General features: G+C 64.5%; 21 protein-coding genes. 9 read left to right on the top strand and 12 right to left on the bottom strand.

Translation table 11 applies throughout. The features are described from left to right. Nucleotides 1-42 precede the first annotated feature (42 nt). The 5 genes from AC1D75_RS11710 to hrcA all read right to left on the bottom strand — a co-directional run bounded on the left by AC1D75_RS11710 (nucleotide 43) and on the right by hrcA (nucleotide 5,062). Nucleotides 43-1,110: a PhoH family protein gene (locus AC1D75_RS11710; protein WP_495515376.1), complete on the bottom strand. Its 1,068-nt coding sequence runs from the start codon at nucleotides 1,108-1,110 to the stop codon at nucleotides 43-45. A 122-nt stretch (nucleotides 1,111-1,232) separates the two neighbouring features. Continuing rightward, nucleotides 1,233-2,009 carry an alpha/beta hydrolase family protein gene (locus AC1D75_RS11705; protein ID WP_495515375.1) on the bottom strand — a complete coding sequence of 259 codons (777 nt, stop codon included), beginning with the start codon at nucleotides 2,007-2,009 and terminating at the stop codon, nucleotides 1,233-1,235. Beyond that, complete coding sequence (locus AC1D75_RS11700) at nucleotides 2,003-2,764, bottom strand: 16S rRNA (uracil(1498)-N(3))-methyltransferase (protein WP_495515374.1); 762 nt, start codon at nucleotides 2,762-2,764, stop codon at nucleotides 2,003-2,005. The genes AC1D75_RS11705 and AC1D75_RS11700 overlap by 7 nt, the downstream gene beginning before the upstream one ends. 10 nt (nucleotides 2,765-2,774) lie before the next feature. Then, nucleotides 2,775-3,932, bottom strand: coding sequence for a molecular chaperone DnaJ (gene dnaJ, locus AC1D75_RS11695; protein ID WP_495515373.1), 1,158 nt, complete (start codon nucleotides 3,930-3,932; stop codon nucleotides 2,775-2,777). 95 nt (nucleotides 3,933-4,027) lie between these two features. Then, nucleotides 4,028-5,062: a heat-inducible transcriptional repressor HrcA gene (gene hrcA / locus AC1D75_RS11690; RefSeq protein WP_495515372.1), complete on the bottom strand. Its 1,035-nt coding sequence runs from the start codon at nucleotides 5,060-5,062 to the stop codon at nucleotides 4,028-4,030. A 111-nt stretch (nucleotides 5,063-5,173) separates the two neighbouring features. On the opposite strand from hrcA, the gene AC1D75_RS11685 reads away from it, so the two are divergent. Beyond that, the gene (locus AC1D75_RS11685) at nucleotides 5,174-5,608 is read left to right on the top strand and encodes a type II toxin-antitoxin system VapB family antitoxin (protein WP_495515371.1); all 435 of its coding nucleotides are present in this window, start codon (nucleotides 5,174-5,176) and stop codon (nucleotides 5,606-5,608) included. Here the strand turns inward: AC1D75_RS11685 and hemW are convergent. Further along, complete coding sequence (gene hemW, locus AC1D75_RS11680) at nucleotides 5,520-6,692, bottom strand: radical SAM family heme chaperone HemW (protein WP_495515370.1); 1,173 nt, start codon at nucleotides 6,690-6,692, stop codon at nucleotides 5,520-5,522. The genes AC1D75_RS11685 and hemW overlap by 89 nt on opposite strands. A gap of 71 nt (nucleotides 6,693-6,763) precedes the next feature. Between hemW and AC1D75_RS11675 the strand changes: the two genes are divergently transcribed. The 6 genes from AC1D75_RS11675 (at nucleotide 6,764) to AC1D75_RS11650 (ending at nucleotide 13,144) form a co-directional block, all read left to right on the top strand. Further along, nucleotides 6,764-7,417, top strand: a complete 654-nt coding sequence (locus tag AC1D75_RS11675) for a potassium channel family protein (protein WP_495515369.1) — start codon at nucleotides 6,764-6,766, stop codon at nucleotides 7,415-7,417. 319 nt (nucleotides 7,418-7,736) lie between these two features. After that, the gene (locus AC1D75_RS11670; RefSeq protein WP_495515368.1) at nucleotides 7,737-9,440 is read left to right on the top strand and encodes a nitrite/sulfite reductase; all 1,704 of its coding nucleotides are present in this window, start codon (nucleotides 7,737-7,739) and stop codon (nucleotides 9,438-9,440) included. Further along, nucleotides 9,437-10,168, top strand: coding sequence for a phosphoadenylyl-sulfate reductase (locus AC1D75_RS11665; RefSeq protein WP_495515367.1), 732 nt, complete (start codon nucleotides 9,437-9,439; stop codon nucleotides 10,166-10,168). The genes AC1D75_RS11670 and AC1D75_RS11665 overlap by 4 nt, the downstream gene beginning before the upstream one ends. Beyond that, a complete protein-coding gene (gene cysD / locus AC1D75_RS11660; RefSeq protein WP_495515366.1) occupies nucleotides 10,165-11,118 on the top strand; it encodes a sulfate adenylyltransferase subunit CysD in 954 nt (317 codons plus the stop codon). The genes AC1D75_RS11665 and cysD overlap by 4 nt, the downstream gene beginning before the upstream one ends. Further along, on the top strand, nucleotides 11,118-12,413 hold the full coding sequence (locus AC1D75_RS11655) for a sulfate adenylyltransferase subunit 1 (RefSeq protein WP_495515365.1): 1,296 nt from the start codon (nucleotides 11,118-11,120) through the stop codon (nucleotides 12,411-12,413). Before cysD ends, AC1D75_RS11655 begins: the two co-directional genes overlap by 1 nt. After that, the gene (locus tag AC1D75_RS11650; RefSeq protein ID WP_495515364.1) at nucleotides 12,410-13,144 is read left to right on the top strand and encodes a sirohydrochlorin chelatase; all 735 of its coding nucleotides are present in this window, start codon (nucleotides 12,410-12,412) and stop codon (nucleotides 13,142-13,144) included. The genes AC1D75_RS11655 and AC1D75_RS11650 overlap by 4 nt, the downstream gene beginning before the upstream one ends. A 79-nt stretch (nucleotides 13,145-13,223) precedes the next feature. On the opposite strand, the gene AC1D75_RS11645 is transcribed toward AC1D75_RS11650, so the two are convergent. Further along, nucleotides 13,224-13,829, bottom strand: coding sequence for a TetR/AcrR family transcriptional regulator (locus AC1D75_RS11645; RefSeq protein ID WP_495515363.1), 606 nt, complete (start codon nucleotides 13,827-13,829; stop codon nucleotides 13,224-13,226). A 118-nt stretch (nucleotides 13,830-13,947) separates the two neighbouring features. On the opposite strand from AC1D75_RS11645, the gene AC1D75_RS11640 reads away from it, so the two are divergent. Further along, nucleotides 13,948-14,790: an alpha/beta fold hydrolase gene (locus AC1D75_RS11640; protein ID WP_495515362.1), complete on the top strand. Its 843-nt coding sequence runs from the start codon at nucleotides 13,948-13,950 to the stop codon at nucleotides 14,788-14,790. Nucleotides 14,791-14,897: 107 nt separating this feature from the next. Here the strand turns inward: AC1D75_RS11640 and AC1D75_RS11635 are convergent, their stop codons facing one another. The 5 genes from AC1D75_RS11635 to AC1D75_RS11615 form a co-directional block, all read right to left on the bottom strand. After that, entirely contained in the window at nucleotides 14,898-15,896 is a 999-nt protein-coding gene (locus tag AC1D75_RS11635; RefSeq protein WP_495515361.1) for a sulfate/molybdate ABC transporter ATP-binding protein, read from the bottom strand. After that, a complete protein-coding gene (cysW, locus tag AC1D75_RS11630; RefSeq protein ID WP_495515360.1) occupies nucleotides 15,893-16,789 on the bottom strand; it encodes a sulfate ABC transporter permease subunit CysW in 897 nt (298 codons plus the stop codon). The genes AC1D75_RS11635 and cysW overlap by 4 nt, the downstream gene beginning before the upstream one ends. Beyond that, complete coding sequence (gene cysT / locus AC1D75_RS11625; protein WP_495515359.1) at nucleotides 16,786-17,637, bottom strand: sulfate ABC transporter permease subunit CysT; 852 nt, start codon at nucleotides 17,635-17,637, stop codon at nucleotides 16,786-16,788. Before cysT ends, cysW begins: the two co-directional genes overlap by 4 nt. Further along, nucleotides 17,634-18,782 (bottom strand): sulfate ABC transporter substrate-binding protein, encoded by a 1,149-nt coding sequence (locus tag AC1D75_RS11620; protein ID WP_495515358.1) that lies wholly within the window; start codon nucleotides 18,780-18,782, stop codon nucleotides 17,634-17,636. The genes cysT and AC1D75_RS11620 overlap by 4 nt, the downstream gene beginning before the upstream one ends. 311 nt (nucleotides 18,783-19,093) lie before the next feature. After that, complete coding sequence (locus tag AC1D75_RS11615) at nucleotides 19,094-19,294, bottom strand: hypothetical protein (RefSeq protein WP_495515357.1); 201 nt, start codon at nucleotides 19,292-19,294, stop codon at nucleotides 19,094-19,096. A gap of 147 nt (nucleotides 19,295-19,441) precedes the next feature. Between AC1D75_RS11615 and AC1D75_RS11610 the strand changes: the two genes are divergently transcribed. After that, complete coding sequence (locus AC1D75_RS11610) at nucleotides 19,442-21,469, top strand: glycoside hydrolase family 15 protein (RefSeq protein WP_495515356.1); 2,028 nt, start codon at nucleotides 19,442-19,444, stop codon at nucleotides 21,467-21,469. The last annotated feature ends 12 nt before the right edge of the window (nucleotides 21,470-21,481 follow it).

The raw sequence follows: 21,481 nt of genomic DNA, 5'->3' as shown, positions 1-21,481 counted from the left end.
GCCGTCTCCTCGCGTTAACTGACAAACTCAAAGCCGGGATCCTCATCGGTGTCGCCCATTTCCGGCACGGCGCTGGGCGCGGTTTCCGTGCAACTCGTTGGCGGCCTCGGCGCGCCCGTACGCGTCGACGATGTCGGACACCAGGCGGTGCCGGACCACATCGGCACTGGTCATGTGCGAGAAGTGGATGTCCTCGATGCCTTCGAGGATCCGGGCGGCCGCACGCAGTCCGCTCTCGGATCCACCGGACGGGAGGTCGACCTGCGTACCGTCGCCGGTCACCACGATCTTGGACCCGAACCCGAGGCGGGTCAGGAACATCTTCATCTGCTCGGCCGTGGTGTTCTGGGCCTCGTCGAGAATGATGAAGGCGTCGTTCAGGGTGCGGCCACGCATGTATGCCAGCGGCGCGACCTCGATGACACCGGCTTCCATCAGCTTGGGAATGGCCTCCGGGTCCATCATGTCGTGCAACGCATCATGCAGCGGACGCAGGTACGGGTCGATCTTCTCGTGCAACGTGCCGGGCAAGAACCCCAGCCGCTCGCCTGCCTCGACCGCCGGACGGGTCAGGATGATGCGGCTGACCTCTTTGTTCTGCAACGACTGCACGGCCTTGGCCATCGCGAGGTAGGTCTTGCCGGTACCGGCAGGCCCCATCCCGAACACGATCGTGTTCTTGTCGATGGCGTCGACATAGTGCTTCTGGTTGAGCGTTTTCGGGCGGATCGTCTTGCCCCGGCGGGAGATGATGTCCAGGCTCAGGACCTCGGCGGGCGATTGTCCGGAACCGTCGGTCAGCATGCGCACGCTGTGCCGGACCAGGTCAGGGTTCAACTGGGTGCCGCGGCGGACCACCGACACCAATTCCGAAAGGACCCGCTCGGCGAGTGCGATGTCGGCAGGCACCCCGGTCAGTGTGACGGTGTTGCCGCGCACATGGATGTCTGCGGCGAGATGCGTTTCGAGTTCTTTGAGATTCTGGTCACCGGCACCGAGCAGTCCGAAGATGACATCGGGCGACACTTCGATTGTCGAGATCACCGCGCCAGGCGCCTTGCTTCCGGCCGCGCCGCTTCGCGCCCGGGTCGCGCTGTTGTCATCACTCACGAAAAGTATTTCTCCTGCTCTGCCAGATTTGTCGGTGCTTTGATTCTACGTCCATCAAACGCCGCGATTCACATCAATATTTCGCGCCCTGTCAAGACCCGCGTCTCGCGTTGTCAAGGCCCTCATATCCCGAGAACCCGGACCGTTTCTCGATGCCCCCGGCTCCGCGGATCGACGAACACGTCGTGCCCCTCACCTGCGACCTCGATCAGCTCGGCCGACTGACCGGCCGCACCCGCGCGACGCACGTAGTCGCGACTGACCTCGATCGGGACCGCGGTGTCCTCGGTTCCGTGGATCGCCACCACGTGTGCCGGGAAAACCGGCTGGTCCACCGGGGAGGCATCGGCGTACCGAGCCGGAAACTCCGTGATCGAGCCGCCCAACAAGGCCCGCAGGGACGGGCGGGACGTGCGTTCACGAGCCTGTAGGTCCAGGGGCGCGGCCTGGGCGATGACGGTGGAAATGGCCGACTTCTTGGTCCGGGCCCCGAGTCGCGCGGCCGCCCAGACGGCCAGTTGACCGCCCGCCGAGTGTCCGATCACGCTGACCTTCGACCAGTCGATCTTGCTCAGGATCTCCTCGGGCAGCGCGTAACGGACCGGTGCATCGAGTGCGGAGATCGCGGCGATCACGTCGTTGCCCGTGCGTGGCCAGCCGCCACCGTCTTCGCCGACGCGGCGGTACTCGATGTTCCAGACCACGGCACCGCGTACGGCCAGATCACGCGCGACTGCGGTCTCGATGGTGAGCGCGAACTCGGTGCTCCAGAATCCGCCGTGGATGAGCACGATCACCGGCACCGGACCAGCCACCGGAACCTGCGGTAGGTAGACATGACCGAACTGTGAATTACGTTCCCCGTAGGCAACTTTCACCCGTTTGACGGCGTTCACCACCGGGGACGTACCTCCCACCGCGGCGTGAGCGCGCCGATTGCACCGAGTGCCACCGCGGCCGCACTCGATGTGCGCAACACCTCCGGGCCGAGCATCACCGCGGTCGCGCCGACGGCCGTCAGGTCATCGATCTCGGAATCATCAAGTCCACCTTCGGGACCCACCACGAGCATGATCTCGGGAACATCGAGCGCCAGTGAACGCAGACTGGTGGTCGCCGATTCATGGAGTACCGCAACCACTCCCCCGCGCACGACCACGTCCGATGCCATCGATCGCACGTCACTGGTCCGGGCCAGCGGGGCGATGTGCGGAATGTGGGCCCGTCGACTCTGCTTGGCGGCGGCAATCGCCGCCGACCGCCACTTGGCCACACCCTTGTCGGCCTTCGGCCCAACCCATTTGGCGACGCAACGCGCACTCTGCCAGGGCACGATCTCGTCGGCGCCAGCCTCGGTGGCGAGGTCGACGGCGAGCTCGGACCGTTCGGATTTGGGCAGCGCCTGCACCACCGTCACCCGGGGCACGGGTGAGGGGGTGGTGACGGATTCCAGGACCCGGGCGTGCAGCGCCGACTTGCTCTCGGTGGCGATCACCTCGCACAGCCCGGTTCTCCCGGCGCCGTCGCCGAGGATGATCCGTTCGCCGACAACAACTCTGGTGACGGTGACGGCATGCCGTCCTTCGTCTCCGTCGAGCCGGACGTCGTTGCCGGCGTCCGGCACATGGTCGACCCAGAACAGCGGTGGGCTCATCGCTGCGGTGTCAGCGCCCGGCGAATGCGTTGCGTAGGCGCGAGAACAGGCCACCGGTGTTGGACGACTCGCTGTTCACCAGCTCGATCTGATCATTCTCCGAGAGCGTGCGGTATTCCTTGAGTTTCGCGGTCTGCTGCGCGTCGAGGCGTGTGGGTACCACGACATCGAGATGCACGTGGAGTGTGCCGCGCACGCCGGTGTGCAGATGGGGCATGCCCTGTCCGCGAACCTTCGCGACCTGACCGGGCTGCGTGCCCGGTTCGATGGTCACCTTGGTGGATCCACCCAGGACCGTGTCGATGTCCAGTTCGCCGCCAAGGGCCGCGTCGACCATCGGCACCCGCACGGTGCAGTGCAGGTCGTCGCCGTCGCGGACGAACACGCTGTGCGGTACTTCGACAACCTCGACGTACAGGTCACCGGCAGGTCCGCCACCCGGTCCGACCTCACCCTGGCCCACCAGGCGCACACGCATCCCGTCACCGACACCGGCCGGGATCTTGACCGTCAGCTTGCGCCGGGCCCGAACACGTCCGTCGCCGCCGCACTTGTGGCAGGGGTCGGGAATGGTCTCACCGGCACCGTTGCAGGTGGGGCATGGTCGGGACGTCATGACCTGGCCGAGGAACGAGCGCTGGACCGACTGGATCTCACCGGCACCCTGACAGGTCGCACAGGTGACCGGCTTGCTGTCGCCGTTGGTACCCGATCCGGTACACACGTCACACAGCACGGCCGTGTCGACGTTGACCTCTTTGCTGACCCCGGCCGCGCACTCGTCGAGGTCCAGCTTCATCCGCAGCAACGCATCCGACCCGGCCTGCACTCGTCCACGTGGCCCACGCCCGGAACCGCCGCCGGCGTTGCCGAAGAACGCCTCGAACACGTCGCCGAGACCACCGCTGAAGCCACCGTTGCCGAAACCGCCGTAGCCACCGGCACCGGCCGATGCCAGCGGGTCACCACCGGCGTCGACGATGCGGCGCTTCTCCGGATCGGTCAGCACCTCGTAGGCGGCCGAAATATCCTGGAATCGGGCTTGGGCGGACTCGTCGGGATTGACGTCGGGGTGCAGCTCGCGTGCCAGTTTGCGGTACGCGCGCTTGATCTCCTGATCAGTGGCGCCCCGTTCGACGCCCAGAATCCCGTAGTAATCACGTGCCACGGCGATGCGTTATCCGTTCTCTCTTCAGTTCCGGAAGTTCACCCAACCGGTGTCCGGAATATCTCTGTTTATTGGTCAATGTGCTTCGTTGCACGTCATCGGTCGGCGAGAACCTCACCGACATATCTGGCAACGGCCGCGACCGAGGCAATTGTTCCCGGGTAGTCCATCCGAGTGGGGCCCAGGACCCCGAGCCCACCGAACACTGTTCCCGAGGCACCGTACCCGGTCGAAACCACTGCCGTACCCCTCAGGTTCTCCTCGCGGGTCTCCTCACCGATCTGAACCGTCACGGTTCCGGTGTTCTGGGTGGCGGCCAGCAGTTTGAGGACCACCACCTGCTCCTCCAGTGCCTCGAGCACCGAACCCATCGCGCCTGCCATCGGCGCGAAGTCCGCGGCGGCACGGGCGAGGTTCGATGTGCCACCGAGCACCAATCGGTCGGCGGACCGTTCCACCAGGGTCTCGACCAGCACCGTGGCCACCCGGATGAACGGCTGACGGAGATCTTCGGGCGCCTGGTTGGCCAGTTCGGCCACTGCATGCGAGGCGACATCGAGTCGCTGTCCGTTCAGGGCCGCCGAGAACATGTCCCGCAGCTGGGCGATGTCGCGGTCACCCAGGTCATCACCGAGGTCGACGATGCGCTGTTCCACCCGTCCGGTGTCGGTGATCACCACCAGCAACAGCCGGGACGGTGTCAGCGAGACCACTTCAAGATGGCGTACCGCCGACGACGAGAGCACCGGATACTGGATCACCGCCACCTGGCGGGTCAGCTGCGCCAACAATTGCACCGAACGCCGCAGCACGTCATCGAGATCGACGCCGGAGTCGAGGAAGCTCAGGATCGCGCGGCGCTCGATCTTCGAGATCGGCTTGACCTCGCTGATCCGGTCGACGAACAACCGGTAGCCCTTGTCGGTTGGCACTCGCCCCGAACTCGTGTGCGGCTGCGTGATGTAGCCCTCGGCCTCGAGAACCGCCATGTCGTTCCGGACTGTGGCACTCGACACACCGAGATGGTGACGATCGACCAATGCCTTGGACCCGATCGGCTCCTGCGTGGCGACATAGTCGGTCACGATCGCGCGCAGAACCTCGAAACGACGGTCGTCAGTGCTCGACACGAGCGGTCACCTCCAGCCCTCACGTTGGCGATTGCGTGCTCCACGAGGGACGTATTCGCCCTCACGGCATTTGACCAGTCTACGGCGAGCAATACCGGTTACGGTGAACCGGTGATTTTCAAGGGCGTCCGCGACGGCAAACCGTATCCGGATCATCAGCTGTCAATCCGCGATTGGGCCAAGATCCCACCGCGGCAGCTCCGGCTCGACCAACTGACAACCGTCACCACCGTGCTCGCCCTGGACAAGCTGTTGTCCGAGGATTCGACCTTCTACGGCGACCTGTTCGCCCACGCCGTGCAGTGGCACGGCGAGATCTACCTCGAGGACGGACTGCACCGGGCCGTGCGGTCAGCGCTCCGGAACCGGAACGTCATCCACGCCCGGCTTCTCGACCTCGACCATCTCTCCGCCGCCTCGGCCAATCCGGAGAACATCGACAGCACGAATGATCTACCTACCCCGCCAACAGGTTTCGGACGACGCCGTCCGCCAGTAGCCGACCACGGTTGGTCAGAACCAGGTCATCGCCGACCAACTCGGTGAGTCCGTCGCTGATCGCCTGACGAGCCCGCGACTGCTCATCGGCGTCCAGTTCTGTCCACGGCAGGCCACTCGATCGCCGAACGGTCAGCATCACCGTCTCCGTGTGCTGATCGGTGGCGGTCAGTTCCTCACTGCCTGCCACCGGTAGGTCGCCGGCGGCCACCGCGGCCGCGTACCTGGCCGGATGCTTGTGATTCCACCAGCGGACCCCGGCCACGTGCGAATGCGCACCGGGCCCGGCACCCCACCAGTCCGCGCTGTCCCAATAACCGAGATTGTGACGACACTCGGCGCCCGCCACATCGGGTCGGGCCCAGTTCGACACCTCGTACCAGCGCATCCCCGCCGCGGTGAGCCGGGCGTCGATCATCTCGTACCGACTGGCCAGCACATCGTCGTCGGGAGCAGGCAGATCGCCCCGCCGAATCCGCCGGGCCAATGCCGTCCCGTCTTCGACGATGAGCGCATAGGCCGAGACGTGATCGACCCCTGCCTCCAGGACTGCGTCCAGCGACAACGCCAGATCCTCATCCCGCTCCCCCGGCGTCCCGTAGATCAGGTCGAGATTGACGTGCTCGATCCCGGCCGCACGCGCTTCCCGCGCAGCGGTCACCGCCCGGCCGGGGGTGTGGGTGCGATCGAGGACCGCGAGCACATGGCTTGCCGCAGATTGCATTCCGAGTGACACCCGATTGAATCCGGCCGCCGCGATGCCGGCGAAGAACTCCGGTGATGTCGACTCGGGGTTGGACTCGGTGGTGATCTCGGCGCCCTCGGCGATGTCGAAGTACTTCCGCACCGACGTCAAGACCTGTCCGAGTCCCTGCGCACCGAGGAGCGACGGCGTGCCGCCGCCGACAAATATCGTCGAGACCGGTCGCACCGGAGTCAGCTGCCGGGCGGCCATCTCCAGCTCTCCGTCGAGCGCGGTCATCCACTGGTCCGGCGACGAGGCGCTGCCCAGTTCGCCGGGGGTGTAGGTGTTGAAGTCGCAGTACCCACAGCGCGTGGCACAGAATGGCACGTGGATGTAGAGCCCCAGCGGTGTGGCACTGCTGGACTGCGGAATCAGAAAGTTTTCCATCGTAAACCGATCATCCCAGGCACGCTGGTCACAACAAACTCAGGACGACTTCACGCGACAGGGGTCATGTCATGCCAACCACAGACGAGTCGGACACAGGCGGGTCGGCCACGCCTGGGGTGGACGCACGTAAGGGTGGCGAGCACGAGGCCACCAAACCCGAATGGCCGAAGACCCTGCTCGCCTGGGCGCTGGTGCGGTCGGTGATCACGGTCGTGGCCTACCTCGTCGCCTACTTCGCGTTTCCCTGGGACCGGTTCGACGGTTGGACGGCTGTGGCGATCGTGATCGCCTTCCTGGTCATCGCGACGGTCACCGCGGTCTGGCAGGTCGGCCTGATACTGCGATCGCCCTACCCGGTGGTTCATGCGATCGAAGCCCTGGCGATCATCGTGCCGATCTACCTGCTGGCCTTCGCGCTCGGGTACTTCATGATGTCGGTCAACAATCCGGACCAGTTCAACGAAGAACTGTCCCGGATGAGTTCGCTCTACTTCACCCTCTCGGTCTTCGCGACCGTGGGGTTCGGTGACATCACCGCCGCTGTCGATGCCTCCCGCGCCGTGGTCAGCGTCCAGATGGTGCTCAACCTCATCGTCATCGGGGTGGGGATAAAGGTGATCCTGGCGGCGGTGAAATGGAGCCGCGATATGCGCAGCGGAAATCTGCCTCCTCGGAATGACTCCTCTGCACAGGTTGTTGTCTCTGATTTGAAGGCGAAATAATCCAACCGGCCGACTTCCGCTCAGGATGAGTCGAAGTAAGCCCAAGTAGACGCATCGAGGGGGCCCGTGGCACTATGGGCGACGTGACTTCTCAAGGGGTGTGGCTCGCAATGCGACGGCACATTGATCTCAAGCGCGCATGCAGCGCGCTGTGTCGCATGTAACCAGCACGTCCGCTTCGCGTCCCGCAGCCCGGGATCGCACCGGGTTCTCATACGTGCACTCACGGCCTCCCCCTCACTTCATTTCGCAGGATCATTCGGGTGCCATCGGCACATGCCCAGCGCTGCCCTGGATGGATCCGTCAGACAGGAGCATCATGACGTCGACGACCGACGCCCCCGGAAAGCCGCCGCAGCGCCGCGCGCGTCCCACCAAACGCCGGGCGGAAGGTCAGTGGGCGCTCGGCTACCGCGAACCGCAGAACCCCAACGAGCAGGTCAAGAAAGACGACAACCCGCTCAACGTTCGGGCCCGGATCGAGAACATCTACTCCAAGCAGGGTTTCGACTCCATCGACAAGCAGGATCTGCGCGGCCGGATGCGCTGGTGGGGGCTGTACACCCAGCGCGCCGAGGGCTACGACGGCACCTGGACCGGTGACGACAACATCGACATCCTCGAAGCCAAGCACTTCATGCTTCGCGTGCGGTGCGACGGCGGTGCGCTGACCACCGAGCAGCTGCGCACCGTCGGTCAATTGTCCACCGAGTTCGGCCGCGACACCGCCGATCTCTCCGACCGCGAGAACGTCCAGTACCACTGGATCGACATCCGCAACGTCCCGGAGATCTTCAGCCGCCTCGAAGCCGTCGGACTCAAGACCACCGAAGCCTGCGGCGACTGCCCCCGCATCATCCTGGGATCCCCGCTCGCCGGTGAGGCGCTCGATGAGGTCCTCGACCCCACTCCCGCGATCGACGAGATCGTCCGCCGCTACATCGGTGATCCGAAATACTCGAACCTGCCCCGCAAGTTCAAGACCGCGATCTCCGGCCTGCAGGACGTCGCCCACGAGATCAACGACGTCGCGTTCATCGGCGTCAACCATCCCGAGCACGGCCCCGGACTCGACCTCTGGGTCGGCGGCGGCCTCTCGACCAACCCGATGCTCGCGCAGCGGGTCGGTGCCTGGATCCCGCTCGATGAGGTCCCCGATGTCTGGGAAGGCGTCGTCTCGGTCTTCCGCGACTACGGCTACCGCCGGCTGCGCACCAAGGCCCGCCTGAAGTTCCTGATCAAGGACTGGGGCATCGAGAAGTTCCGTCAGGTCCTCGAAGACGAGTACCTGGGCCGCAAGCTGATCGACGGACCGGCCCCCACACCGCTGACCGCCCCGCGCGATCACATCGGCGTGCAGCGGCTCAAGAACGGCCTGAACTCGGTTGGCTTCGCCGCCATCGCAGGCCGCGTCTCCGGTACCAAGCTGACCGCCGTGGCCGATGCCGCCGAGCGGGCCGGATCCGATCGCATCCGGTTCACGCCGTACCAGAAGCTCGTCGTCCTCGACGTCCCGGACGACAAGGTCGAGCAGCTCATCGCAGAGGTCTCGCAGCACGGTCTCGAGGCCCGCCCGTCACCGTGGCGTCGCAACCTGATGGCCTGCTCGGGCATCGAGTTCTGCAAGCTCTCGTTCACCGAGACCCGCAAGCGTTCGCAGATCTTGGTTCCCGAACTCGAAGAGCGCCTGGCCGATATCAACGATCAGCTCGACGTGCCGATCACGGTCAACATCAACGGCTGCCCCAACTCCTGCGCCCGTGCCCAGATCGCCGACATCGGCTTCAAGGGGATGCTCGTCGAAGACGACGCAGGCAATACGGTCGAGGGTTTCCAGGTCCACCTCGGTGGCAGCCTCGGGCAGGATTCCGCATTCGGCCGAAAGCTGCGCCAGCACAAGGTGCTCTCGACCGATATCGGTGACTACATGGAGCGGGTTGTCCGCAATTTCGTCAAGGAACGCAATGAAGGGGAACGCTTCGCCCAGTGGGCGATTCGCGCCGATGAGGAGGATTTGCGATGAGTACCGCAGTTCGCAATGAAGCGGAATTGCGTGAGCTGGCACAGGCCGGCGCCGCGCAGTTGGGACCGGACGCGTCCGCGCAGGATCTGTTCCGGTGGACCGCAGACACATTCGGCAGCGACTTCCTGGTCGCCTCGAACATGCAGGACGCGGTCCTGATCGATGTCGCCACGAATGCGATCAGTTCCGAACAACTCGGTGGCGACAAGCTCAAAGTGCTCTTCCTCGACACCGGTTACCACTTCGCCGAGACCATCGGTACCCGCGACGCGGTCGAGCAGGTCTATGGCGTCGAGATCGTCAACGCCAAAGCCGAGCAGAGCGTGGCCGAGCAGGATGCGACTATCGGTGTAAACCTGTTCGCCTCCAACCCCGGTGAATGCTGCCGACTACGCAAGGTCGTGCCCCTGAAGCGCGAACTGTCGGGTTACCGGGCCTGGGTCAGCGGAATCCGCCGGGTCGAATCCCCCACCCGGGCCGATGCCCCACTGATCTCGTTCGACGACGCCTTCGGTCTGGTGAAGATCAATCCGCTCGCCGCCTGGACCGACGAGCAGTTCCAGGACTACATCGACACCAACGGCGTACTCGTCAATCCCCTTGTCGACGAGGGCTATCCATCCATCGGATGCGCGCCCTGCACCAGCAAGCCGATTGCCGGTGCCGATCCACGAAGCGGCCGCTGGGCCGGTCTGGCCAAAACAGAATGCGGGTTGCACGCCTCATGACCATCGAACAGAGCACCAACGCCCTCTCGGGCGACTCCCTGCCCGTCGAAACCGCCGACGAGTTCACAACTCTCGACGCCCTCGAGTCCGAGGCGATCCACATCTTCCGTGAGGTCGCCGGAGAGTTCGAGCGTCCGGTGATCCTCTTCTCCGGAGGCAAGGATTCCACGGTCCTGTTGCACGTTGCGCTGAAGGCTTTCTGGCCTGCGCCGCTGCCGTTCTCGCTGCTGCACGTCGACACCGGGCACAACCTGCCCGAGGTCTTGGCGTTCCGCGACGACGTGGTGGCCCGCCACAACCTGCGTCTGCACGTCGCAAAGGTCGAGGACTACCTCGCCGACGGTCGGCTCACCGAGCGGCCCGACGGAATCCGCAACCCGCTGCAGACCGTGCCGCTGCTCGACGGCATCACCGAGAACCGTTTCGACGCGGTCTTCGGTGGCGCCCGCCGCGACGAGGAGCGCTCTCGCGCCAAGGAGCGGATCTTCTCGCTCCGCAACGCATTCGGCCAGTGGGACCCGAAGCGTCAGCGCCCCGAGTTGTGGAACCTCTACAACGGCAAGCACGCACCGGGTGAGCACGTCCGGGTGTTCCCGCTGTCCAACTGGACCGAACTCGACGTCTGGCGGTACATCGCCCGCGAGCAGGTACTCCTCCCGTCGATCTACTACGCCCATCAGCGTGAGGTCTATTCACGCGACGGTATGTGGATGACCCCGGGCGTCTGGGGCGGTCCGGCCGAAGGCGAAGAGCTGCAGACCCTTTCGGTTCGTTACCGGACCGTGGGCGATGGCTCCACCACCGGCGCGGTTCTGTCCGACGCCACCGACAACGAAGCCGTGCTGGCCGAGGTCGCCGCTTCCCGACTCACCGAACGCGGTGCCACCCGCGGCGACGACCGAGTGTCCGAAGCCGCCATGGAAGACCGCAAACGAGAAGGCTACTTCTGATGAATCACGCTACTGATCTGCTCCGACTGGCCACAGCCGGCAGCGTCGACGACGGTAAGTCCACCCTGGTTGGCCGGTTGCTCTACGACACCAAATCGGTTCTGGCCGACCAGATCGACGCCGTCACCCGGGCGTCGGTGGACCGCGGTCTCGACCAGCCCGACCTGTCACTGCTGGTCGACGGTCTGCGCGCCGAGCGCGAGCAGGGCATCACCATCGATGTCGCCTACCGCTACTTCGCCACCCCGACCCGGTCGTTTGTTCTGGCCGACACCCCCGGGCACGTCCAGTACACCCGCAACACCGTCTCCGGCGCCTCCACCGCCGGACTGGTGATCCTGCTCGTCGATGCCCGCAAGGGTGTCATCTCGCAGACCCGTCGCCACGCCGCGGTGATGGCACTGCTCGGTGTGCCCCGATTGGTGTTGGCGGTCAACAAGATCGATCTCGTCGACGACCCCGAAAAAGTCTTCAACGAGATCCGCACCGAATTCACCGATATGACAACGTCGCTCGGCTGGAGCGCCGAACGCGTCGTGTCCATCCCGGTGTCCGCACTGCACGGTGACAACGTGGCCATCCGGTCGGACAAGACGCCGTACTACAACGGCCCCACGCTGATCGAGCACCTGGAATCGGTACCTGCCAGCGAGGATCGCAAACCGGTCGGATTCCGGTTCCCGGTCCAGTACGTGATCCGGCCGCGCACAGCGGAGTACCCGGACTACCGCGGCTACGCCGGTCAGGTCGCCGCCGGTCGCGTGACCGTCGGTGACGAGGTGGTGATCCTGCCGTCCGGCACCCGCACCACGGTCGAACGAATCGACACGGCGGACGGTTCGCTCGAATCGGCACACACCGGCCGCAGCATCACCCTCATCCTCGCCGAGGACGTCGATGTATCCCGCGGCGATGTCATCGCCGCCGTTGCCGATGCGCCCGAACCGATCTCACAGTTCAGCGCAACGGTCTGCTGGCTGGGCGACAAACCGTTGCGTCCCGGCGCCCGCCTCCTGCTGAAGCACGGGGCTCGCACCACCCAGGCCATCGTCGGCGGACTCGAAGTGCTCTTCGACGAGCAGGAACTGGTCTTGCGTGAGTCACCGGATTCGCTGGAGCTGAACCAGATCGGTCGCATCTCGGTGCAGACCGCACAGCCGGTCAGCGCCGACGACTACAACACCAACCGCGAGACCGGTAGCTTCCTGCTGATCGATCCGCAGGGCGGCAACACTCTCGGCGCCGGCCTGGTGGGTGACGCCCTGTCGGCGTTGCACCTGAAAGAGCTTGTGTGACAACACTGGTTCTTGCTGCCCACGGTAGCCGCGATCCTCGGTTCGCGGCCACTGTGGAGCGGATCACCGCGGCCGTCCGCGCACGCCTGCGCAACGTGGATGTCCGGTTGGCCTACCTCGACCTGAACACCCCCACGGTGTCGCAGGTTCTGGCCGGCTGTCGCGGCGAGGTCTTGCTGGCACCGCTGCTGCTGTCGGAGGCATTCCACAGCAAGATCGACCTGCCCGCGCTGGTTGATCAGGCGTGCGCCGCCAACCCGACACTGACGGTCCGCCAGTTGCCGACTCTGGGCGCTGACCCCCGGATCATCACGGCGTTGACGGAGCGACTTGATCAGGTCGGCCTGCGACCCACCGACGGTGTCCTGATGACCGCAGTGGGATCCAGCGACACCGCGGCCGACGACGCCGTCCGGCGCCGGGCCACCGAGCTGGCACTCGAAATCGGTACGCCGACGGTGCAGGTCGTGTTCGCCACCCGCTTGGGCGAGGACAACTGCAACCTGCGCACAGCCATCGCCCGACTGCGGGGCGAGGGTGCCCGTCGCATCGTCATCAGCCCATATTTCCTGTCGGCAGGGTTGCTCACCGAACGGTTCGACAATGCCGTCGACAACCTGTCCCCCGGCGCCCACATCGCCGGACCACTCGGAGCGCACCCGGCCCTCATCGACGTCGTCTGCGACCGCTACCTCGCCGCACTCCCCACCACTCTCCGCGTCCCGGCCTGACACCGCACCCCACCCCTCCCCTCCCGCAAACGCTCCACATATACGAAGACGCTCCACATATTTGTGGAGCATCCTTGGATTAGTGGAGCGTTCGGGCGTCAGATGGCACGGGCAAGAGCGGGATCCCGTCGTACGTCCCGGCCAGGGCTCGGCCGGCGGCCAGCAACGGCGCCCTGCTGCGGAGGGTTCGTGCCATCACGAACGCACCCTCGAGCGAGCAGATGATCGCGGTGACGACCTCTTCGGCGAGATCTTCGTCCAGCCCACGGCCCTGAAAGTACATGCGCCCGAGCGTGATCCAATCTCCGAAGACCGAGGCCGCAGCCATCCGCAGTGATTCGTTGGCGTTGGCGACCTCTCCGGCGACGGTCGACACCGGGCACATATTCGCGTACCCGGTCAGTTCCATGTCGTCGGCGGCCTGGGTAAATGCCGCCCTGATCCCGGCGCCCAAATCCGATTGGTCGGCCATCACCATGGGTATGACCGCAGCGTAGGCGACCCCGGCATTGATCAGCGCTTCCCTCGCGATCTGCGCCTTGCCCTCTGGGAAGTGATGGTAGATCGATCCGATCGGAGCACCCGACGCCGCCACGATCTGCTTCATGCTCAGCGCCGCGTACCCGTGGACGCGCATGAGTTCGATCGCCGCCGTCAAGATCGACTCGCGAGTACCCCTTGCCATCTGAACCTCCTTGGTCCCATACTAGAACAGTCGCTCTAGTCTGCGGGCAGCAGACGGCAAACCTCGCGCACGCAGACTTGCGGATAGCCGTCTAGAACGAACGCTCTAGGAGATTCTGATGGAGAACGTCGAACTGACCGCCGGCACCATCGAATACCGGGAGGCCGGCGATCCACACGGGCCGCCGGTGGTGTTCATCCACGGCCTGCTCATGAACGACCACCAGTGGGACCTGGTATTACCACTGCTACCCAACACATTTCGATATCTACTGCCCGTTTTGCCGCTGGGCGGCCATCGCATTCCGATGAACCCCGAGGCAGACCTCAAGATGCACGGGATGGTCGCCATCCTGTCCGACTTCCTGTCCGCGCTCGATCTCCAAGACGCGACGGTGGTGGTCAGCGACTGGGGCGGACCACTGTTCTTACCCGAACTGCAGACCGGACAACGGGTGAGCCGTCTGGTGATCTGCCCCGCCGAAGCATTCGACAACTTCCCTCCCGGATTCCCGGGAAAGATGGCCGTCCTCGCGGCTTCGGTACCGGGAGGAATCAAGTTCGCGCTTCTTCAGTTCCGCAGCCGAATACTCCGCCGAACCCCGATGGTGCTGGGACTGATGGCCAAGAAGCCGATCCCCGACGACATCATCACTGCGTGGACCGATCCCGGCCTCGCCTCGGCCGGTGTCCGCCGCGACGTACTCACCTATGGCCGCGGAACCGACTACGGCAAAGCCGCTCTGATCGCCAACACCGAGAAGTTGCGTCAGTTCACCGGTCCCGCCTTGGTGCTGTGGGCACCGGAGACCAAGGTGATGCCGCGAGATCACGGCCGCCGATTGGTCGATCTGCTCCCCCAGGGACGACTCGTCGAGATCGATGACGCCTACGTCCTGATCATGCTCGATCAACCCGAACGCACCGCCGAACTCATCACCGAGTTCCTACAATCCACCTGACCAATGCCTCGCGGCCGCCTGACCCGCACACGCTCCGGAAATACGAAGATGCTCCACATATTTGTAGAGCGTCTTCGTACAGGTGGAGCGTTTGCGGGGGTACGGGATCAGGCGAGCGCAGCCTCAGGGACGTGGGTGGCCCGCACGTATACCTCGTCGCCCTCGTTCAGACCCAGTGCCGCCGCGTCGCCGCGGGTGATCTGAGCGTGGAAGTCCTCGTGCGTGGCGAGGTTCTCGAACTCCACCCGAACCTCGAAGCCCAGGTACACAACGCGCTTGACCCGGGCCTTGAGGACACCCGTCTCCGCAGCGGCCTTGTCGGCCGTCCCCAACGCCAGATCAGGTGTGCGACCGACCCGAATGTCGTGGGGCCGCACCAGAACTCCGTTGAGCTTGGCAACCGAGCCGAGGAAGGACATCACGAACTGATTCTCCGGGCGGTCGTAGAGATCCGCCGGTGTGCCGATCTGCTCGATGCGCCCCTTGTTGAGCACCGCGATCCGATCGGCGACGTCGAGCGCTTCCTGCTGGTCGTGGGTCACCAGGACGGTGGTCACGTGCACCTCGTCGTGCAGACGACGGAGCCACGCCCGCAGGTCTTCGCGGACCTTGGCGTCGAGAGCACCGAAGGGCTCGTCGAGCAGCAGCACCTTCGGATCGACGGCAAGTGCCCGGGCCAACGCCATCCGCTGACGCTGACCGCCGGAAAGCTGGGCCGGGTAACGGGTTTGGAAACCCGCCAGCCCGACAACCTCGAGCAGCTCGTCGACCTTCTTCTTGATCTCGGGCTTCGGGCGCTTGCGGATCTTCAACCCGAACGCGACGTTGTCCCGCACCGTCATGTGCTTGAACGCGGCGTAGTGCTGGAACACGAACCCGATGTCGCGGTTCTGCGGCGAGACCCGGGTGACGTCGTCTCCGTTGATGAGCACGGTTCCGGAGTCGAGCTGGTCGAGACCGGCGATCGCCCGCAGGAGTGTCGACTTTCCCGACCCCGACGGTCCGAGCAGTGCGGTCAGCGAGCCGACCGGGATGTCGATCGATACGTTGTCGAGCGCGGCGAAGTCTCCGTAGCGCTTGTTCGCGTCAATTACCGAGATGGTCATACCAGTTCACTCTCCTGGGCTATCGGGCTGGTGGGCGCCGAGGCGGCGGCCGCATCGGTCTCTTTGCTTGCGCGGCGGCGGGGTATTTGATTGGTTTCGGTTCTCCGCCCGACCAGGGTCATCAGCAGCAGCACGATGATTGCGATGATCATCAACAGAGTCGCGGCGGCATATGCGCCGTACTCGTTGTAGTCGTCGGTGTACCGCGACGACACCAGCAATGTCAGCGTCTGCGAAACACCGGGCAGGTTGGACGACACCATGATGACGGCGCCGTACTCACCGAGTGCGCGGGCAATGGTCAACACGATGCCGTAGGACAGGCCCCACCTGATGGCAGGCAGGGTGATCCGCCAGAACGTCTGCCATCCGGTGGCACCAAGTGTTGCCGCAGCCTCTTCTTGCTCGGTTCCGATCTCGCGTAGAACCGGTTCGACCTCGCGGACCACAAAGGGCAGCGTCACAAACAGCGTTGCGAGCACCATGCCCGGCAGCCCGAAGATCACCCGGAATCCCAGACTCTCCAGGCCACCGAACCAACCGCCGTAGCCCCACAACAGGATCAGGGCCACACCGACAACAATCGGTGAGACGGCAAACGGTAGGTCGACGATCGCTTCCATCACCCCGCGTCCGCGGAATCGACCGCGTACCAGGGCGAGCGCGGTGAACACTCCGAAGATCACATTGAGCGGCACCACAATTGCGACGATCAGCAAACTCAATTGGAGCGCCGAGATCGCGGCCGGGGTGGTGATCCAGTCCCAGAACTGACCGAGGCCGTGTTCAAAGGACCGCCAGAAGATGAGCCCCACCGGGACCACCAACAGAACGAACAAGTAGACAAGCGCGATGATGCGCAACGAGATGCGCGGAAAGGCAGACAGTTTCATGAGTTCAGCTCCTCACGGCGTGAGGTCCGGCGACCCGCAACGCGTAGTACCAGTAGCACCACAAAGGCGATGAGAAGCAGCATCACGGAGACGGTCGCAGCGTCGACGGGTGAGTCGATCTCGATCTGCTGCTGAATGTACTGGGAGGCAACCTGCGTATCGCCCGGGATGTTGCCGCCGATCAGCACGACGGATCCGAACTCACCGATGGCGCGGGTGAAAGCCAGACCGGCACCGGACAGGACTGCCGGGGCCAACGCCGGGAAGATGATCCTCCACCAGATCACCCAGTTGTTGGCCCCCAGAGATGCGGCGGCCTCCTCGACCTCTTTGTCGATCTCGATCAGAACCGGCTGCACCTGACGCACCACGAACGGGAGCGTCACGAAGGCCAGGGCCACGACCAGCGCGGGCTTGGTGGCATTGAGTTCGATGTCGATCGGGCTGTTCGGGCCATAGAGCGACAGCAGCACGAGGCTGGCAACGATCGTCGGCAGCGCGAACGGTAGATCGATCAGGGCGTTGACGAATCGCTTGCCCGGGAACTCGTCACGGACCAGCACCCAGGCGATGATCGTGCCCATCACCACGTTGATCAGGGCGACGACCAGCGAGACCAGAACCGTGATCTTGAGGGTGTCGATGGCACCTTCGGCGGTGGAGGCGTCCCAGAAACCACTCCACCCGTCGTCGAACGCCTCGCTGGTGATCGCGGCGAGCGGCAGGAGCACGATCACGGTGAGCCACAGCATCGCAACGCCGACGCTCAGTGGGCCCACGCTGCCCCAGGTGCGCTTGGTTGGTCTGGCGGGGGGCGGCTTCACTGCTGATACTTCAGTGCTGGTCATACCTTGCCTCCGGCGTTGTAGATCTCGGTGATGGCACCTGATGTGCCGAACAGCGCCTTGTCCACTGCGGACCAACCTTTGAGGTCTTTGCCGTCGTTCTTGGCGGCGGTCCCTTCACCGAGTACAGCGCCCAATTCCTTGATCGTCCAGAGTTTGGCGATGTCGCCCGGGAACAGGGATTTTGTCTCCTCGATCACCGTCTCATCAACCGGACGGAATCCGTTCTCTGCCCAGATCCGTTGCGCCGCAGGGGTGAACAAGTATTTGACGAACGCGTTGGCCGCTTCCTTCTCCTCACTGAAGTTCACCACCGCGACCGGGTTCTCGATCTTGAAGGTCTCCGACGGGATCACGTAGTCGACCCGCTGACTGGGCTCGGACGTCGCGTTCTGGTTCTTGAGGAAGATCGCTTCGTTCTCATAGCTGATCAGCACATCGCCCTGGCCCTGTTCGAAGGCCGTGGTGGCCTCACGTCCGGACTTCGGCTGGATCCGGGTGTGATCGCGAACGAGTTCCGCGACGTAGTCGAGGCCGGCCTGCTCATCGACGCCACCCTTGCTCTTCGCGGCGAACGGTGCCAGCAGGTTCCATTTGGCCGAACCCGAGCTGCCCGGGTTCGGTGTGACCACCTGGACGCCCGGCTTGAGCAGGTCGTCCCAGGTCTGAATGTTCTTGGGGTTGCCCTCACGGACCACCAGCGCAACGACCGAGCCGAACGGGGTGCTCCCGTTGGGGTACAAATCCGCCCAATCCTTGTCCACCACACCGGCTTTCACCAGCCGGGTGATGTCGGGTGCGACCGAGAAGTTGACCACGTCGGCCGGCACCCGGCGGGCGACCTTGCGCGACTGGTCTCCCGAGGCTCCGTAGGAGGCCGAGAAACCGATGTCCTCGCCTTCCGGTGTATCGCGGAACGCCGGGATGATCGCGTCGAAACCGATCTTCGGCACCGCGTAGGCATAGAGATTCAGATGCCGCGAACCACTGGAGATGTCCTGGCCTCCGGGTTCGTCTGTCGAGCCGCCCCCGCAGCCCGACAACACCAGCGCCGATACGACAAGCACGGTGAGCGACCCGGCGACGGACAGGTCTGTCCAACGCTTTCGCCCCCGTGGCCGCGCATGGCGCGAGAATCGGAAAAGCATAGTTGTGTCCCCTTGTTTCACGGTCAGAAGGTGATGGAAGAACGAGTCGGTGGGCTCAGCGCCCGAACAAGACGGCGTTCAACGACAGAGAGCGTCGAAAACACAGCGATAGTCGACCGCGAAAAGCGCCAACGTATGGCGCACGCGGTAACCACTGGCTGCAGACATAGGCGGAACACTAGCACCAGAAATCGGCATGTGAACTCGACCACCGCGGGGACCGGTCACGACAACTCAGCGCAAAAAGAACCAGGCGACGACAACCAAAACAACCAGAGCGATCAACGCAATTGTCACCTTCGAGCGCGGCATTACCGTTCCCCTCCTTCGACGTCAGCGGAATCGCGACGGTCAAAGAGCCGAAACGATGCATCTACCAGCATATTCATCAACACAGCGATGCCAACGGCAAGCGGGATGACGATCGCCGCGCAGACGAGTATCTGCGGCACAAACGACAACGACGTCAGCCACTCTTCGACGCCATCCCACCATCGGGTCAATGAATCCACCGGACCACCCTATCCCCTCCCTTTTTGATCACCGTGATTAAAAGTCCACGGGCACCATCACCAGGGGTCCTGGGCCGGCCACACCCTGCTCCGACCGAAATCCCTGCACCGGTGGCAGTGGAGTACGGCCGCCACCATGATGGATCCATGACAACCACATCCGAGGACAGCAGCATCTCTGGCCTCACCGCCACCGGCACGCCCGGTCCGACGGGCACGACCGGCAAAACCACGCATTCCGCCCTGAGCTCACCCGCACCCAGCGCGTCCCCCGGGATGCCGCAGAATGCGTTCCCTCCGATCGGCGACTACGCATTCCTGTCGGACTGCGAATGCAACTGCCTGATCGCCCGCAACGGTTCGGTGGAATGGATGTGTGTCCCCCGCCCGGACTCCCCCAGTGTGTTCGGCGCCGTCCTCGACCGCAGCGCGGGCCATTTCAGACTGGCGCCCTACGGTGTGAACGTCCCGGTCGACCGCCGCTACCTGCCCGGCAGCTTGATGGTCGAGACCACCTGGCAGACCGACACCGGCTGGCTCATCGTCCGCGATGCACTGGTGATGGGTCCCTGGCACGACAACGAGGCCCGATCGCGTACACACCGGCGCACCCCCACCGACTGGGACGCCAAGCACGTCCTGCTCCGCACGGTCCGTTGCGTGAACGGCACGGTGGAGTTGGCGATGAGCTGCGAACCCGCCTTCGACTATCACCGCGGCGGCACCAAGTGGGAGTACGCAGGCCCGGCGTACAGCGAGGCGATAGCCACCGCGACCGGTGTCGCATCCGGCGATGTGCAGTCATTGAAATTGACCACCAGTCTCAAACTCGGACTCGAGGGACGCGAAGCCCGCGCACGTACCCGCATGGTGGAAGGCGACAACCACTTCGTCGCCATGAGCTGGGGCAGTCAGCCACCTCCGCAGGACTGGGAGGAGGCCGCCCAGATGATGTGGGAGACGTCCGAGAGCTGGCGGCAATGGATCAACATCGGCACCTTCCCGGACCATCCGTGGCGGAACTACCTGCAGCGCAGCGCTCTGACCCTCAAGGGACTGACCTATTCACCCACCGGCGCACTGTTGGCGGCGGCCACCACCTCGTTGCCGGAAACACCTCAGGGTGAACGCAACTGGGACTACCGCTATGCGTGGGTGCGCGACTCGACCTTCGCCCTGTGGGGTCTGTACACCCTGGGCCTGGACCGCGAGGCCAGCGATTTCTTCTCGTTCATCGCCGACGTCTCCGGCGCCACCAACGGTGAGCATCATCCGTTGCAGGTGATGTACGGCGTCGGCGGTGAACGCACGCTGGAAGAAGCCGAACTCAATCATCTCTCCGGCTACGACGGGGCCCGGCCCGTCCGCATCGGCAACGGCGCCTACAACCAGAGCCAGCACGACATCTGGGGCACCATGCTCGACTCGGTCTACCTCAACACCAAGGCCACCGAAACGGTGTCCGAGACGTTGTGGCCGGTCCTGAAAGCTCAGGTCGAAGAGGCGGTCAAACACTGGCGCAAACCCGACCGCGGCATCTGGGAAGTACGCGGCGAGCCACAGCATTTCACCTCGTCCAAGGTCATGTGCTGGATCGCCCTGGACCGCGGGGCCAAACTCGCGGCCATCCACGGTGAGACGTCCTATGCGAATACGTGGAATGAGATCGCCGACGACATCAAGGCCGACATTCTCGAATTCGGCGTGAACGATCGCGGGATCTTCACCCAGCGCTACGGCGACGATGCACTCGACGCGTCGCTGCTGCTGGTGCCACTGCTGCGGTTCCTCCCGTCTGACGATCCCCGCGTGCGCAATACGGTGCTCGCGATCGCGGACGAGCTGAGCGAGGACGGACTGGTGCTCCGCTACCGCGTCGAAGAGACCGACGACGGCTTGTCCGGCGAAGAGGGTTCATTCACGATCTGTTCGTTCTGGTTGGTGTCGGCGCTCGTGGAGATCGGCGAGCTGCCGCGCGCGAAGTCCCTCTGCGAGCGACTGCTGAACTACGCCAGCCCGCTCAAGCTCTACGCCGAGGAGATCGAGCCACACACCGGCCGCCACCTCGGGAACTTCCCGCAGGCCTTCACCCACCTTGCATTGATCAATGCCGTGATGCACGTGATCCGGGCCGAAGAAGCCCAGGGCCACAACACCTTCATCCCCGCCAACTGACCTGGACCCAAC

It is taken from the genome of Williamsia sp. Y712 (assembly GCF_059445525.1).
The sequence above is the reverse complement of the archived record's forward strand: the minus strand, read 5'-3'. Positions and strand labels throughout refer to the sequence as shown.

Excerpts from the sequence above, each read along its gene's own strand:
- AC1D75_RS11700 (WP_495515374.1), bottom strand. The coding sequence starts at position 2,764 with ATGAGCCCACCGCTGTTCTGGGTCGACCATGTGCCGGACGCCGGCAAC.
- hemW (WP_495515370.1), bottom strand. The coding sequence starts at position 6,692 with ATGGAAAACTTTCTGATTCCGCAGTCCAGCAGTGCCACACCGCTGGGG.
- AC1D75_RS11675 (WP_495515369.1), top strand. The coding sequence starts at position 6,764 with ATGCCAACCACAGACGAGTCGGACACAGGCGGGTCGGCCACGCCTGGG.
- AC1D75_RS11670 (WP_495515368.1), top strand. The coding sequence starts at position 7,737 with ATGACGTCGACGACCGACGCCCCCGGAAAGCCGCCGCAGCGCCGCGCG.
- AC1D75_RS11665 (WP_495515367.1), top strand. The coding sequence starts at position 9,437 with ATGAGTACCGCAGTTCGCAATGAAGCGGAATTGCGTGAGCTGGCACAG.
- cysD (WP_495515366.1), top strand. The coding sequence starts at position 10,165 with ATGACCATCGAACAGAGCACCAACGCCCTCTCGGGCGACTCCCTGCCC.
- AC1D75_RS11655 (WP_495515365.1), top strand. The coding sequence starts at position 11,118 with ATGAATCACGCTACTGATCTGCTCCGACTGGCCACAGCCGGCAGCGTC.
- AC1D75_RS11645 (WP_495515363.1), bottom strand. The coding sequence starts at position 13,829 with ATGGCAAGGGGTACTCGCGAGTCGATCTTGACGGCGGCGATCGAACTC.
- AC1D75_RS11640 (WP_495515362.1), top strand. The coding sequence starts at position 13,948 with ATGGAGAACGTCGAACTGACCGCCGGCACCATCGAATACCGGGAGGCC.
- AC1D75_RS11635 (WP_495515361.1), bottom strand. The coding sequence starts at position 15,896 with ATGACCATCTCGGTAATTGACGCGAACAAGCGCTACGGAGACTTCGCC.
- cysW (WP_495515360.1), bottom strand. The coding sequence starts at position 16,789 with ATGAAACTGTCTGCCTTTCCGCGCATCTCGTTGCGCATCATCGCGCTT.
- cysT (WP_495515359.1), bottom strand. The coding sequence starts at position 17,637 with ATGACCAGCACTGAAGTATCAGCAGTGAAGCCGCCCCCCGCCAGACCA.
- AC1D75_RS11620 (WP_495515358.1), bottom strand. The coding sequence starts at position 18,782 with ATGCTTTTCCGATTCTCGCGCCATGCGCGGCCACGGGGGCGAAAGCGT.
- AC1D75_RS11610 (WP_495515356.1), top strand. The coding sequence starts at position 19,442 with ATGACAACCACATCCGAGGACAGCAGCATCTCTGGCCTCACCGCCACC.